At 56.6% G+C, this 14,116-nt stretch carries 17 protein-coding genes; 12 read left to right on the top strand and 5 right to left on the bottom strand.

Features of this window, described 5'->3' with window-relative positions; genetic code table 11:
- The first annotated feature begins 32 nt into the window (after window positions 1-32).
- The 4 genes from GZH47_RS34045 (at window position 33) to GZH47_RS09165 (ending at window position 1,830) form a co-directional block, all read left to right on the top strand.
- Window positions 33-155 (top strand): sporulation protein YjcZ, encoded by a 123-nt coding sequence (locus GZH47_RS34045; protein WP_162639816.1) that lies wholly within the window; start codon window positions 33-35, stop codon window positions 153-155.
- Window positions 156-305: 150 nt separating this feature from the next.
- A complete protein-coding gene (locus GZH47_RS09175) occupies window positions 306-710 on the top strand; it encodes a cupredoxin domain-containing protein (protein ID WP_162639815.1) in 405 nt (134 codons plus the stop codon).
- 120 nt (window positions 711-830) lie between these two features.
- The gene (locus GZH47_RS09170; RefSeq protein ID WP_162639814.1) at window positions 831-1,121 is read left to right on the top strand and encodes a DUF3817 domain-containing protein; all 291 of its coding nucleotides are present in this window, start codon (window positions 831-833) and stop codon (window positions 1,119-1,121) included.
- Window positions 1,122-1,305: 184 nt separating this feature from the next.
- Window positions 1,306-1,830 carry a 3'-5' exonuclease family protein gene (locus tag GZH47_RS09165; protein ID WP_162639813.1) on the top strand — a complete coding sequence of 175 codons (525 nt, stop codon included), beginning with the start codon at window positions 1,306-1,308 and terminating at the stop codon, window positions 1,828-1,830.
- 79 nt (window positions 1,831-1,909) lie between these two features.
- On the opposite strand, the gene GZH47_RS09160 is transcribed toward GZH47_RS09165, so the two are convergent.
- A complete protein-coding gene (locus GZH47_RS09160; RefSeq protein ID WP_162645148.1) occupies window positions 1,910-2,113 on the bottom strand; it encodes a hypothetical protein in 204 nt (67 codons plus the stop codon).
- A 188-nt stretch (window positions 2,114-2,301) separates the two neighbouring features.
- Complete coding sequence (locus GZH47_RS09155; protein WP_162639812.1) at window positions 2,302-3,219, bottom strand: helix-turn-helix domain-containing protein; 918 nt, start codon at window positions 3,217-3,219, stop codon at window positions 2,302-2,304.
- A gap of 270 nt (window positions 3,220-3,489) precedes the next feature.
- Between GZH47_RS09155 and GZH47_RS09150 the strand changes: the two genes are divergently transcribed.
- The 4 genes from GZH47_RS09150 to hxlB all read left to right on the top strand — a co-directional run bounded on the left by GZH47_RS09150 (window position 3,490) and on the right by hxlB (window position 6,683).
- Window positions 3,490-4,815, top strand: a complete 1,326-nt coding sequence (locus GZH47_RS09150) for a family 4 glycosyl hydrolase (RefSeq protein ID WP_162639811.1) — start codon at window positions 3,490-3,492, stop codon at window positions 4,813-4,815.
- A 59-nt stretch (window positions 4,816-4,874) separates the two neighbouring features.
- Window positions 4,875-5,273: a winged helix-turn-helix transcriptional regulator gene (locus tag GZH47_RS09145; protein ID WP_162639810.1), complete on the top strand. Its 399-nt coding sequence runs from the start codon at window positions 4,875-4,877 to the stop codon at window positions 5,271-5,273.
- 209 nt (window positions 5,274-5,482) lie between these two features.
- The gene (hxlA, locus tag GZH47_RS09140; RefSeq protein ID WP_162639809.1) at window positions 5,483-6,115 is read left to right on the top strand and encodes a 3-hexulose-6-phosphate synthase; all 633 of its coding nucleotides are present in this window, start codon (window positions 5,483-5,485) and stop codon (window positions 6,113-6,115) included.
- 4 nt (window positions 6,116-6,119) lie between these two features.
- Entirely contained in the window at window positions 6,120-6,683 is a 564-nt protein-coding gene (gene hxlB / locus GZH47_RS09135; RefSeq protein WP_162639808.1) for a 6-phospho-3-hexuloisomerase, read from the top strand.
- 135 nt (window positions 6,684-6,818) lie between these two features.
- On the opposite strand, the gene GZH47_RS09130 is transcribed toward hxlB, so the two are convergent.
- Window positions 6,819-7,322, bottom strand: a complete 504-nt coding sequence (locus tag GZH47_RS09130) for an RNA polymerase sigma factor (RefSeq protein WP_162639807.1) — start codon at window positions 7,320-7,322, stop codon at window positions 6,819-6,821.
- A 7-nt stretch (window positions 7,323-7,329) separates the two neighbouring features.
- Entirely contained in the window at window positions 7,330-7,905 is a 576-nt protein-coding gene (locus GZH47_RS09125; RefSeq protein ID WP_162639806.1) for a VanZ family protein, read from the bottom strand.
- A gap of 193 nt (window positions 7,906-8,098) precedes the next feature.
- Here GZH47_RS09125 and GZH47_RS09120 point away from each other — a divergent pair, with 193 nt between their 5' ends.
- The 3 genes from GZH47_RS09120 to GZH47_RS09110 all read left to right on the top strand — a co-directional run bounded on the left by GZH47_RS09120 (window position 8,099) and on the right by GZH47_RS09110 (window position 11,055).
- Window positions 8,099-9,091: a stalk domain-containing protein gene (locus GZH47_RS09120; RefSeq protein WP_162639805.1), complete on the top strand. Its 993-nt coding sequence runs from the start codon at window positions 8,099-8,101 to the stop codon at window positions 9,089-9,091.
- 506 nt (window positions 9,092-9,597) lie between these two features.
- On the top strand, window positions 9,598-10,425 hold the full coding sequence (locus GZH47_RS09115; protein ID WP_162639804.1) for a stalk domain-containing protein: 828 nt from the start codon (window positions 9,598-9,600) through the stop codon (window positions 10,423-10,425).
- 225 nt (window positions 10,426-10,650) lie between these two features.
- A complete protein-coding gene (locus GZH47_RS09110; RefSeq protein ID WP_162639803.1) occupies window positions 10,651-11,055 on the top strand; it encodes a hypothetical protein in 405 nt (134 codons plus the stop codon).
- Window positions 11,056-11,160: 105 nt separating this feature from the next.
- On the opposite strand, the gene GZH47_RS09105 is transcribed toward GZH47_RS09110, so the two are convergent.
- The gene (locus GZH47_RS09105) at window positions 11,161-12,015 is read right to left on the bottom strand and encodes a helix-turn-helix domain-containing protein (RefSeq protein ID WP_162639802.1); all 855 of its coding nucleotides are present in this window, start codon (window positions 12,013-12,015) and stop codon (window positions 11,161-11,163) included.
- Window positions 12,016-12,145: 130 nt separating this feature from the next.
- Between GZH47_RS09105 and GZH47_RS09100 the strand changes: the two genes are divergently transcribed.
- Window positions 12,146-14,086, top strand: a complete 1,941-nt coding sequence (locus tag GZH47_RS09100) for a glycoside hydrolase family 127 protein (RefSeq protein ID WP_162639801.1) — start codon at window positions 12,146-12,148, stop codon at window positions 14,084-14,086.
- Window positions 14,087-14,116 lie beyond the last annotated feature (30 nt).

Here is a 14,116-nt window from a genome sequence, read left to right as displayed (position 1 = left end):
ATACTTCAGAAAGCAGGGAGGGAGGATGCAAAATGAGTCTTTTGGGTGGAGCTGGTAGCTGCAGCTGTAGCTGTGGAGGTGGATTTACTTCCGCGGGAGTAATCCTCGTGCTGTTCATACTGTTGGTCATAATCTCGCGCGCAGTTATCTGTTAATATATCGTACCGAAGCCCGGCTGCTCCTGCAGCCCGGGTTTTTTTAATTTGCCAAGCCCGAGGGAAGTCGTTCGATGAGGATCAAACCGATTTCCCGATGCCGGCGTTACTCTTCTACATAACCCACCTCATCGAAAGGGCGTGTATGCCATGTTCAAGCAAGTCCTGACAACGCTGCTCCTCGCCGGCCTTACCCTTGGCATGTTAACCGCATGTTCATCCGAATCGGAGCCGTCGGCAGCGTCCGGCGCGGCTTCCGCGTCTGAGACTTCGGGATCCCAAACGATCAAATTGACGTTAACGGAGTTCAGCTTCTCGCAAAAGGAGATTACGGTGAAGAAAGGGGAAACCGTCCATTTCGTATTAACGAACGCCGGCGCGTATCCGCACGATATCAACAGCGAAGAGCTGGCGCTGGACAAAGACGTGGATCCCGGACAGACGGCGGAGTTTGACTGGACCGCCCCGGATAAGGCCGGAACCTATCAAGTGATCTGCGATAAACCCGGTCATATGGACAAAGGAATGACGATGTCGCTGATCGTGAACGGATAAGCCCGGCGAATATCGAGCCGGCCGACTCTCTCGAAACGAATGCGTTTGAAAGCGAATCATAGATACGGCTATAATACGAGAGGGGAAGTAGATGCGACCAGGGGAAGAGGAGAACGACGAATGAGAACGAAGGCTTGGAAGGTTTTTCAATGGATCAGTTATTTGGAAGGGACCTCGTTCCTCGTGCTGCTGTGCATCGCGATGCCGCTGAAATACATGGCCGATAAGCCGAACGCTGTCTCGGTCACGGGCGGCATCCATGGATTTTTCTTTGCGCTGTACTTGGTGGCGGTCGCCGTCATGGCCGTTCGTTACCGTTGGAAGGCGCTGCGCGTCGTCGGCGCGGTCATCGCAAGCCTGCTCCCGTTCGGGCCTTTTGTTTTCGAGCGGCGGTTGGCGAAGAAAGCTTAATGGAACTGGAATCAGGCCGTTATAAACCAACGAGAACGGAGCCGCGCGGGGATCGCGGGCTCCGTTCTTTGTTGTGCGGTGCATCCGACATAAGGCGGGTTCATGAGCCATAGAATGGGGAGTCACGGTGTTTCTGTTCCGCGATTTGAACAAGAAGAGGTGATGGCCGCTGAACTTTATTTGCATGGATCTGGAATTCGAGTCCCGGCGTCACTTTATCTATGAGCTTGGATTCGTATCCTATGCCAACAAAATGCTCAAAACGCGCTACAGTACGTATGTGTACGACGAACAAATCGAATCGTGGACCGGCGACAAAATCGGCAAAGCGGCGGTAGCGCGCATCAAAGCTTCGGGGGTTCCCATTGATCGGGCGGCGGGCTCCTTGCTGGCCGAGTGCAAACGCCTGTCCATCAACACGGTCTATACATGGGGGTCGCAAGATAAAAGGGAGCTAGAGATCGTCCTTGGCGGCTCGTCGATACTCGGATCCATGGATTTCGTGGATTATCGGGACGAATTCAAACGGTTCATGGGGGAAGCAGGGGCCAATGCGCTTTCTCTGAAAGCGGCCTTTCAACTCTGTTATCCGAATCACCCCTACCAGGTCGCGCTGCACCGTGCCGCCTATGACGCGTATGTACTCGCCCAGATTGTCTATTTCGTAAGGACGTTCCCCGCCAGCGTCTACCGTACGGAAGATCGTTGAGAGGGAGCATTCACGACCATGCAGACGAGAGAGGGAGGCCGCGAGGTCTCCCTTTGCGCTGAGCCGGATGGATCGGTTTTCAGCAATTCGGATACGGATAGATGTCGTTGATCTGATTGAACGGATAGTGAAAGGTGGCGAATTGGGAGGCGTACATATACTGCAGCACGTAAACCTCGCCATTCTGCACGCTGCACAGCTTGCCGGATACGCCTTGACCGTTGCGCAGGGAAATGCCGACAGGGCTGCCGACGAGATACATCGCTTTCTGCTGCAGCTGCATGCCGCCTTGCTGCTGCGTCATCGGATTAGTCATTGGATTAGGCATGAACATGATGAATCACTCCTTAGGTGCAGAGAATGCCTAGCTGTAGTAAGCGTATGCCCGGGGCGGTGTCCGAGTCACAGCGGATGCCTACCGCAAAGCAAAAACGCTGTCGGCCCGCGTTCTCCGAGCTTGCTGCATGCCGCTTAAGTAGGATTCATGGACTGCACCTCGAGCGGGATCAAATAATAGATATCCTCCTGGCTCCGGCGGTTACGGCGAAATTCGCCCGGTGTCGCGCCTGTCCACTTGGCGAATTGCCGTATGAAGCTTTGGGGGTTGTCGTAGCCGACCCGAAGCGCAATTCGTTCGACGGTATCGCTGCCGCCGAGCAGCAGCTGCATGGCTTCCTGCTGGCGCAAGATCGTCATATACTCGCGGGGCGACATCCCGTACTGCCGCTGGAAGACGCGGTAGCTATGCTTGCGCGTGCTGTTCAGCTTGCGCGAAATCTCCTCCAGCCAATCCGCCGGCCAGGCGGAAATATCGTCCTTCGGCGTAGTGACCATCCGCTCGATGCTCTGGGCAATGCGCAAAGCGAGTGTATTGGCCGGGGAAACCGGCTGCCGTTCGCGCTCCCGGAGCAGATGCTTCTCAAGCTTATCCAGCATGCCGTACAGCTTATGAAAGACGGAGATGCGCGAAGAGCCATCGGACAGCAAGCCCATGATCGATTCAAGCTCGGGCATGAGCAGCAGGTTGACTTCCTCGTCCCCGGCGAAATAAACCTTTCCCGAGTCGTGCAGCAGCTGGAGAAAAGCCGGGTCGTCGAGTTGAACGTGCATGACGAAATAGCGCATGCCGGCCGGGTCGTCGACGTATGCCTCGTGCGGCTGCATGGGCGGAATGAGCAGCAGTTCGCCGCTCCGCTGCTTGTATTCGCGGTTGCCGACGATGACGGTTTGGCTGCCTTCCAGCACGAGATTGAGCTCGAACATCATATGATGCAGATGTCGCTGGCATCGCCAAGGCGGGTAAGCTTCGCCTGCGCAGGCGCCGTACACGTACAGCTCGGATTTGATCGTCGGGAACATCCGCTCGGAGTTCTTTCTTTGCCGGTCCATCATCATCGTCTCCCCGCTTGCCCGGCGGCGTGGCGAGCCTGCGCGGGATGCTGCGTCTGTCGTGATCTTCTGCCTAGCATTCTAGCGTACATCGCGATGCCGGCACAAGTCCGGACGAGCCGATACGGTCTCGTTCTTCTTGCTGCATCTGTCCCATTTGGTGCATTTTGCGTCCGGCAAATGACGGCCTTTCGTTATTCAATCCGCGAACGAAGAACCCTATACTGAGAGTATTGTTGTGCAGCATGCCACTCGAAGGGAATGACTCGGATGAAAATCGTTTTGATCGGAGCGGGCAGTTACGTATTCGCCCCTACGGTATTAGAGGATGCCATCGTCAAACATAAGCTTGCGGATTCGGAAATCGTGCTGGTCGACTTGAACCTGGAGGCTGTCCGCGCGATGGCCGAAGCAGCAAGAAGGGTGAGCGCGGAGCTGAACGTTCCGATCGCGATCTCCTATACCGCCGACCGCGCGGAAGCGCTCCCCGGCGCGGACTACGTCATCGTTTCGGCGTCGCCGCAAGGCGCCAAACGCTGGGCGATGGATTACGAAGTATTGAAGAATTTCGGCCTTGCCGATCAGGCTCGCGAATGCGGCGGCCTCGGCGGCATGCTGAACGCATTCCGTTCGATCACGCTCATCATGGACATTTGCCGGGATATGGAGCGGCTATGCCCGAACGCCCGTCTCCTCGATGTGACCAACCCGATGCCGCGCGTCGTGACGGCGGTCGAGCGTTTCAGCTCCATTCAAGGAATGGGTTTCTGCAATATCGCGCATTTGGGAGAAAACGGCTATACGTTCCTGCCGCAGCTGCTTGGCCGCACGGGGGCGGACGTGGAGATCGTGACGGCGGGCTTGAACCATTTTGCCTGGCTGCTCGAAATGAAGGACAAAGCGACGGGCGAGGATCTGATGCCGGCCATCCGCCAATACGTGCTGGATGGAGACTGGTCCGGCCAGCCTGAACACGCGCAGATTGAGCTCAAGATCATGCGTCGCTGGCTGCTGGAATACGGCGGCATCGCTGCAGGCAGCGTGCATCACCACGCGGAGTATCTGCCCGTGCAGGCGGACGTCCGCTACGCCGATGTTCCGCCGTATCACGGCGACGAGTCGACTCGAAGGGCATGGATGCAAATGCTGCAGGACATCGGCGCCGGACAAGCCGACTGGCGGGGCATGTTCGAGCATAAGAGCTGGGAGCATCCGCTCGACGTCGCGCTGGCGCTGCACGAAGGAAGCGACCGCGAGATCGACATCGTCAACGTGCCGAACCGCGGCTGCCTGCAGGGCATTCCGGAAGGACGCATCGTCGAGGTGCCGCTCTCCATTCAAGGGGGAGTTCCGGTCGGCGTGGCGGTTCCGGCGCTTCCGGAAGGCGTGAGCAGCCTGTGCGCGATCCTCTCGGAGGTGCACGAAATGGTGGCGGAAGCGGCCGTGAAGGGCGACCGTAAGCTCGCCCACCGCACGATCGACTTCGACCCCGCCATTACGGACAAGGCGGCGGCGCATGCTGCTTTCGACCGGATGATCGAGCTGCATCTCGACCTGCTGCCGCAATTCGCCGTCCAGTCGTCTTCCCGCAACTAGACAGACGCACCTCAATCCGTTACTCTATTGGGACACACTAGCAACGGAGGTGTTCGACTATGGCAAAAGATATCCGTTCCCGCATCGAGATCGATCAAATCAACTGCGAGAAAGAGCTGACGCTGGCGCTTATCGGCGGCAAGTGGAAGCTTATCATTCTCTGGCATCTCGGCATCGAGGGAACGAAACGTTTCAGCGAGCTCCAGAAGCTCATCCCCCATATTACGCAGAAAATATTGACCAACCAGCTTCGCGAGCTGGAAGAAGACCGATTGGTCGAACGGACGGTCTATCCCGTCGTCCCGCCGAAGGTCGAATACAAGCTGACCTCCCATGGCGAAAGCCTTGTTCCGATTCTCAGGCTGATGTACGACTGGGGCAAGGATTACGGCGAGCAGGTGCTGGGCAGAGTCTCCCAACCCATGGCGGCGATACCGTTCCAACCGGTCGGTAAATAGTACGAGTTTATAAAATGAATTTCACGAACATCATCGCATTCCAATCGAGCAGATCCCGCGCGGGGTCTGCTTTTGCGCGTGGTACAGTTTCCTGCAGGATACGGACTTACTTGAAAGTGCGTACTTCCGTATTTCTCGGTATCGTCCTAATATGAACTCATCGCCGACAACGACAAACGACAACGGCATCTAAAGGAGAGAGTCTTATTATGGAACTGCAATTGGCATTGGATTTGGTTAACATCCCCGAGGCAAAACAACTGGTGAAAGAAGTAGCGGCCTATATAGATATCGTGGAAATCGGGACGCCTGTCGTCATTAACGAAGGACTGCGCGCCGTCAAAGAAATCAAGGACGAGTTCCCGTCGCTGAAAGTGCTCGCCGACTTGAAAATCATGGATGCCGGCGGTTACGAGGTCATGAAAGCTTCCGAAGCCGGTGCGGATATCATTACGGTGCTCGGCGTTTCCGACGATGCCACGATCAAGGGCGCCGTGGACGAAGCGCGCAAGCAGAACCGGAAAATCATGGTCGACATGATCAACGTGAAGGACATCGCGGGCCGCGCGCAAGAAATCGACAGCCTTGGCGTCGACTATATCTGCGTCCATTCCGGCTATGACCATCAAGCCGCAGGCAAAAACTCGTTCGAGGATTTGGCAACGATCAAGCGCGTCGTGAAACATGCGAAAACGGCGATCGCCGGCGGCATCAAGCTGCAAACGCTGCCTGAAGTCATCAGCGCGCAGCCGGATCTGGTTATCGTCGGCGGCGGCATTACCGGCTCCGAGAACAAGGAAGCGGTAGCCGCTCAGATGCAGCAGCTGATCAAGCAAGGGTAACGCGATGCCTTCACATCCACTGACCGCGGCATCGGCCGTCATTCAAGAGCTGGAGCGGACGCTTCAAGCCGTCGAGCCAGGCGAAATCGAGGCCTTGACCGCGCAGATTGCGAATGCGGCGAGCATCTTCGTTGCGGGAGCGGGGAGATCCGGATTAATGATGCGGGCGTTCGCGATGCGTCTCATGCAAATGGGATTCCGCGCCTACGTGGTAGGCGAGACCGTGACGCCGGGCATTGCCGAAGGCGATCTGCTGCTCATCGGCTCAGGCTCGGGCGAGACCAAGACGCTTGCTGCCATGGCGAGCAAGGCCCAGAGCATCGGCGCGGCGGTCGCCGCGGTGACCATCGTTCCGGAGTCGACGCTGGGCAAGCTGGCTGCCTGCAGCTTGATCATTCCTGCCGCGACCAAGGAAAGCGCGCCCGGTGCGGCCGTAACCAGCCAGCCGATGGGCACCTTGTTCGAACAAGCGCTATTGCTTCTGCTCGATACGATCGTATTGAACCTTATGGATCGCCAAGCGCTGCAGGGCGCGGCCATGTTCAAGAATCACGCGAACTTGGAATAAACCCATAGACGCCTGCAAGGCGAACAAAACACAGCATCCGTTATCCGGTATACAGCCGGAAGCGCGGATGCTGTGTTCGTTGTTGGGTACAGCGGCCGTATTCGCGTTGAGCTTGAACGGGTTCGCGGCCCTTTCTCACGTCAGCCTTATGGCGTGAAGCTTCTGCAGCTTTTTTTTGCTGCGGTGAATTTGCGTTTTCACGGTGCCTATGGATTTATGCTGAAGCGAGGCAAGCTGTTGATACGTCAATCCATGCTCGTACAGGAGCAGCAGCGATTGGCGCTGTTCGGGCTCCAATTGCTCCAGCGCTTCGTAGGCATCCGACTGTTCGAACTCGCGCCCGATTCCGCCGTCGTAAGCATCGGACAGCAGGTCCATGCGTTCGTAGAAAGCTTCGCGGCTTCCTTTCCGCTTCCGGTACAGGTCGATCGCCGTGTTCTTGGCAATCGTGTACAGCCGCCCGTCCAGCACCTCTCCGGCTTTCAGCATGCCGAACTTGCGGAAGATCTTCATGAATGTTTCTTGCACGGCGTCCTGCGCCAGAAAAGGATCCCGCAATATCTTATAGACGCACGCATAGACGCGCTTGCTATGTTCTTTGTAATAAGTGGAGAATCGTTCGTTTGCATTCAGGTTCATGATCGCATTATCCCTTTCCGCTCAGAATTGCTGTCGTGTGTCCCGCCTGTGCTTGGGTGGGCGCCATGTTCGGCTTGGATGGGCTGCCGGCGTGGCTGGCGTCCCAGAAAGCGGCGTACAAGCGAAATACGATAACGCCCAGCAAGCCGCCGGCCGTGTTCAGCAGGAGATCGTCGACGTCGAAAATACCGATTTCAAATACGGCTTCCGCGCTTTCGAGCATCAAGCTGAATACGAAGGAAGCGAGCAGCGTGCGGAAGATCGGCCAGCCGCCTTTCCCGGACAATAGGCCGACGAACGAGCCGAGCGGCATGAAGATCGCCACATTGCCGAGCAGGCAGATCAGCTCGTAGAGCGAGCGAACGCGCAGCGCCCTGTGGATTTCATGGAACGGCTTCAGGTTGCCCGAATGAATTTTCTCGCGCAGATAATCGGTATGATGAAGGGTTTGCATCAGCTGGCGGTAGAGATACGATACATCCATCGAGCCGAATTTGAACACGATGATCTTGATGACCGCGAATAGATAGAGAGCCAGCAGGATGCTAATGATGAAGTAGTTGAATCGTCTGTGCTGGAACATCGCAATCTTGTCCTTTCTATTTCGATCTTGCTGCTAAGCATAATCAGAAGAACTTAAGAAGAGCGTAGCGAAATTCTTAAACTTTTATTAAATCGGGGCGTGAAGCAACCATTTTCGGGCCGCCGTCGTCTTAGGGTGTAATCTAGCATCGGGACTGCCGATCGAAATCGAAGTTACTAGGAGCGTGGGAAAGATGAATAAGAAATTTACGGCCGTCATGGTGGCGGCGTCCGTCATGGCAGGGGCGTTCTTCGTTTCGCCGGGAGCTGGCCGGACATACGCGGATGCGGCATCGCCGGCGATTCGAATCGACGTCATGGGGAAAACGGTTCAAGCGGACGCGGCGCCGCTCGTCGATCATGGGCGGGTGCTCGTGCCGCTGCGCGCGGTCACGGAAGCGTTCGGCGCGAACGTGCAATGGGATGCCAAGACGAATACGGCAACCGTTCGCAAATGGAACGTAACCGTCCGCTTCACGGCTTTCAGCGGCGTTGCCGTCGTCTACCGCGAGCAGCCCGGAGGCGTAAGCCAAGCGACGGATCGGCTGGACTCGCCGATGAAGCTGCACGGCGGCCGCGCCTACGTGCCGCTGCGTTTTCTGGCTACCCAGTTCGGGTATGCCGCCGATTGGCACGACAATGCGGTCTTCATCGCATCGACGCTCGGCAAGCAGAAGATCGATACGCTGTACAACGGAGACCTCGCGGAAGCGCGCATCAATGCGGTCAGCCTCGGTTATGATCCGCAGTATGCGATTAAACCGATGGTCGCACGCAACGTGGGAGAGGCAGACGGCATGACGGTACTGTTCCGCGAGGGAGAAGCGCTTCGCTTCATTCAGATCGAAGGGGATCTAGCGGAACTGGTTGAAATCAAGGATGCTAAGGCGGTCGTGACGTGGGAGGGCCGATTGTCCGGGAACAAGGAGGATCGGCTGCGCAGCTTCATGAAGCGGAGCTGGACCGAAAGCGTAGGGACTGCGCCGAAGCCGAGCGGCGATTACGTGTATTACAACAGCGGCATTTTCGGCGAGACGGGCTGGACGGAATACGGCGTCGTCGATGCCGCGGGGGCGTTCACGCAGACGGGCTACAAGCATTACGGGTTCGGCGAAGTGGATAAAGAAACCGGCACGCTGGCCATCGCCAAGAAAGGCGAGAAGCGGAGCGACGCCGTCGGCGCATAGATGATGTGCGGGGCGCTGCGCTGTTTTCTTGAAAATGGGCGCTCGTTACTGGGAAAGTGCGAGCGCTGGAAATAGCAAAAGAGGTAACGCCAAGAACATGCGGCAAGAGCGAACACACAGAGCTACGCCAAGATCGTGTGCCAAGAGCAAACACAAAGAGCTACGCCAAGACCGTGCGCCAAGAGCAAACACACGGAGCTGCCGCCAAGAACGTGCGAGCCCGCCGGCCTCATAATTTAACGAACCGTACAGCCCTTATTGTTGGTTTTTTCGGCCTGTTGAAATTCTAACGAATCGTCCACGCGCTATTCCGTTCAGACCCAGCCATTTTGCTCGATTTCCTATGGATTACGCTTGATTAAGCTTTCCTCGGTTCGTTAGAACTCAAATGGGCGCTAAAACCGCCAAATAACGCTTGCTGGGTTCGTTACGGTGAATGTGCGAGTCAACAACGCAATGAAACGAAAGTAGGGAGTGTTACTGTGAGGCGGAAGAAGTTAGCGGTTGTGTTGATACTGAGCGCAGCGGTTCTTGTGGGGACGACCACCACGGTAATAGCCGAACGTCATATTCGTCTGATCGTGAACGGGGCAGAGGCGAAAACCGGCAAGGGTCCTGTCCTGGACAACGGAAGCGTGATGATTCCTATCCGCTCGGCGGCGGAATCGCTTGGCAAGGACGTGCAATGGAATGGTCGAACGTCGGAGGTATCCATTACGGATAAAGAAGATCGGTTGACGCAATATTCGAAAGGAAATCAGAAAGCTGTCCTATGGGGAACGAAGGTCAATGGAGACTATTGGGGAATGAGAATGACGTTCGGGAACATGGCACGAAAATTCCCGTTCTGGTACAACGTCGGCAATCCCTCCTACGCCCCGCGGATCATGCTGGAAGACTTGAACAAGGACGGCAAGAATGAACTGCTGGTTATTCTGACCACCGGCTACGGGACAGGGACCAAATTGGAAGAAGCGCATATATTCGACAGTGAGACGTTCTCGGAAATTCCATTAGAAGACTGGCAGACCTATGCGTTAAAACATGTCGTGCCGGGAAAAGTGACGGCTGAGGGTGCCCATATCCAAATCGATCACGCGGATCGGCTGATTCCGCACGGAATCCCGGCCGAGGATTTCGAAAGCAACGGAGCGCAATGGTGGTACGATCGTCCGGCATACGGCCAGGTCATTCAGTACGAAGTCCGTCAGGGAACGCTCTATGCCGTACTGCCGTTGTGGTTTTCGCCTGCGAACTCCGCAGGGCAATTGGAAATTCGCTTTGCGTTTCAGGATGGCTTCTATCAAGGAGAGCGTATCGGTTATAAAGCGTAGTCGTACGCGGGGCATCGCTGTAAACGGTGTTCGAATAAACAATCGGAAGGCTGCTGACCCGGGGGGTTCAGCGGCCTTCCTTGCGTTAACGGTCGTGCGCAGTGAGCAGTGAGCAGTGAGCAGTGAGCAGTGAGCAGTGAACGGTGAACTTGCGGCTTATTGGAATACTCCGGCAAATTACTGAAACACTATATAGAACTGATTCGAGAGGAGCACTGCCGAACGTTGAAGCCGCATCGGATTTTGACCCTAATGGTTCTTGCGGCGATGCTCGCCTGTGCCGATTCCGGACTGGGGCATGCGGAGCCCGCCGCCGAATCCCCGCATGACCTTTACGTTGAACCGCTCTCGAACATGAAGCTAGTGAATGAAGTTCTGTTATTCGAGCTCCACTCGAGAATCGACCAAGCGGTGAGCGGGAAGTTCGGAGCGGTCCAATCCGCGTCCTACGAGGTGGATGGCATTCGAGCGGATGGACACGGAGGCTATAGCGTGAAGATTCATGGACGGATTGCGCATGGGTCCGTCATGGACGAGGTCGACATTTACTTGGATTCCCCGTATTTCGATAGCGGTTTGGCCGTATCGAGGATCGAAATCCTTCACGGAAACGAAGCAAAGCGAAGATGAAGGAGAGTCGAGGAGAAGCGAGTCTTCGAAAGAGAAGCTTCGCGTCATCGAAAAAGGAGCCTCGAGTCGAAGGCTCCTCTTCGCGCGCTGTTCGCGCTGTTCAAGCTAGACGAGATATTGCTTGCGATACCGGAGCGGCGTTATGCCGATGCTGCGTTTGAAACAGGCGGAGAAGTACGGCGAATAGCGGAATCCCACTTCTTCGGCGATGCGATCGATGGACCACTCCGTCGAGACGAGGAGCTGCTTCGCCCGTTCCATTCGGAATTGGAGCAAATAATGGACCGGCGTCATGCCGTATTTCATTTTCATGCAGCGAACCACGTAATTCGGATGGAAGTGGAGCGCCTCGGCCAGCTTCTCGTTCGTCATGTCCTCCCGGTAGTGCTGCTGCAGATAAGCGGCGGCTTTCTCGGCAAGCCGGGCCGGCGGGGAATTCGCTGCGACGGCAGAGCTTACATCTTCCAGCATGGCGAGCAGCCGCGTCAGCAGATGCTGTTTCTCCCAGAAACAGTCGCCTACGGGCAGCTCGATCAGCCGCTGCAGCAGTTCGAATGCCAGCATGGGGTTCGGCAGCGAGGCATGCTTAGGAATGCGAATCGACTTCGGATGATCGAACGGCGATTGCGGCTCGGGCAGGTCCACTAGGGGTGCCGGAGGACCTTGCTGCCAGGCGCTATGCTCGAAATGCACCCAGTAGAAGACCGTTTCACGCTCGCATGGTTTGACCGCGTAATGCTCTCCTTCCGGCAGCAGCAGCAGCGTATCTCCTTCGCCAAGCGACCATTCCTCGCCATTCTCCCCGATGTGAAGCCCGCCGCTCGCGACGAAGAGCAGATCGAAGAGGCCGAATTGTCTGCGATTCGGATGACGGTCCGACGCCTGGAAGACCGTACGGCCGGATTCCCAGTAATAGGGAAGCGGCGGCGTTTTCAATTCCACGCAGGTTTCGATCGTCACCTAATTCCCCTGCTTTCCTGTGTGATTTTGTATAGAAAAAAGCTCATTCCGTTTCTAGTCCAGCTTATAGAAAAAGCATATACTCGACTATATGAAGAGTCAAATATTATCATTTTCGAGGTGTATGCATATGCAAACCAGTAAAATTCATATTCAGGACGAATTCTGGAACCGATACTCGGAGCTTGTCCGCAGTACGGTCATTCCCTATCAGTGGGAAGCGCTCAACGATCGGATCGCGGACGCGGAGCCCAGCTATGCGATCCGGAATTTCCGGATTGCGGCAGGACTGGAAGAAGGCGAGTTCGGCGGCTGGATCTTTCAGGACAGCGATCTGTACAAATGGCTGGAGGCCGTTGCTTATTCGCTTCGCCGCCATCCGGACCCTGAACTCGAGAAGGTCGCGGATGAGGCCATCGCTTTAATCGGCCAAGCGCAGCATGACAACGGTTATTTGAACACGTATTTTACGATTCAAGAACCGGGTAAGCAGTGGACGAATTTATACGAAGCCCATGAACTGTATTGCGCGGGACATCTGATCGAAGCTGCCGTTGCCTATTGCGAGGCGACGGGCAAACGCAGCCTGCTCGATATCGCCTGCCGGTTCGCGGATCTCATCGAACGGACCTTCGGCACCGAGGCTGGTCAAATTCGGGCCTATTGCGGGCATCAGGAGATTGAATTGGCGCTGGTCAAGCTGCACGGAGTCACGGGAGAAGAACGATATTTGGCGCTAAGCCGGTATTTCATCGATGAGCGCGGGAGCAAGCCGAACTATTTCATCGGGGAATGGGAACGCCGCGGCCGGACGGGGATCTGGTCGCAAGGCACGCCTAATCTGGAGGTGTATCAAAGCCATCTTCCCGTACGGGAGCAGTCGGTCGCGGTCGGTCACTCCGTTCGGGCCGTCTATATGTACACGGCGATGGCCGATCTCGCGCGATTGACCGGCGACGACAAGCTGCGCGAAGCCTGCGAGCGATTGTGGGCGAATACGACCGGCAAGCAAATGTATATTACGGGAGGCATCGGCGCGACGCATCTCGGCGAGGCTTTCACGTTCGATTACGATCTGCCTAACGATACCGTCTACGCGGAAACCTGCGCCTCGATCGGCTTGATCTTCTGGGCGCGGCGGATGCTCCGATTGGAAGCCAAGAGCGAATACGCGGATGTCATGGAACGGGCGTTGTACAACAATGTACTTGGCAGCATGTCCACGGACGGCAAGCATTTCTTCTATGTCAATCCGCTCGAAGTATGGCCGGATGCGAGCATCCACAATCCCGACCGGCGCCATGTGAAGCCGGTGAGACAGAAGTGGTTCGGCTGTTCCTGCTGTCCTCCGAACGTTGCCCGCCTGCTCAGCTCGTTGAACGATTACATCTATGACGTGTCGGATGACGGTAAGACCGTCTACGCGCATCTGTATATCGGAAGCGAAGCCTCGTTCGAGCTTGCCTGCGGCACAGTCGCGCTGCGCCAGCATTCGGCGCTCCCTTGGGATGGCCGGGTCGAGTTCACGGTGTCGCTGCCGGAAGCTCGGGAAGGTGCCGCGTTCGAGCTTGGACTGCGTATTCCGGCATGGTTCCAGGACGGACGTCCGGTGCTGAATGTGAACGGCGAGGAACGGGAGTATCGCGTGGAGAAAGGCTATGCGAAAGCGGAACGCCGGTGGGCGGACGGGGATCGCGTGGAATGGCTGCTCCCGATGGAGACGAAGCTCGTCGCCGCCCATCCGCAAATCCGGGCCGATGCAGGCAAGGCGGCCATCCAGCGCGGTCCCTTCGTTTACTGCGTGGAACAAGCGGATAATGGCGCTCCGCTGGCTTCGCTTTCCATGGCCGCGGAACCGAATCTGAGGAGCTATGCGGATGCTGATCTGCTGGGCGGCTGCGTTGTCGTAGAGGGCGACGCTCGGGTAGCGGACGATACCGCATGGGAGGACGGACTGCCTTATCGGCCGCTTGACCAGGAGAAGAAGAGGGCTGCCCGGTTCAAGGCGATCCCTTATTATCTATGGGGGAATCGCGCGCCGGGCGAAATGAGCGTGTGGATGAGGCTGTAACAATAAGAAAAGCGTTGCCGATGCGGCAGC

Origin of the sequence: Paenibacillus rhizovicinus, assembly GCF_010365285.1 — a bacterium.
Classification (GTDB): Bacteria; Bacillota; Bacilli; order Paenibacillales; family Paenibacillaceae; genus Paenibacillus_Z; species Paenibacillus_Z rhizovicinus.
Note: the sequence above shows the minus strand (reverse complement) of the source record. Positions and strands in the feature narration are given on the sequence as shown.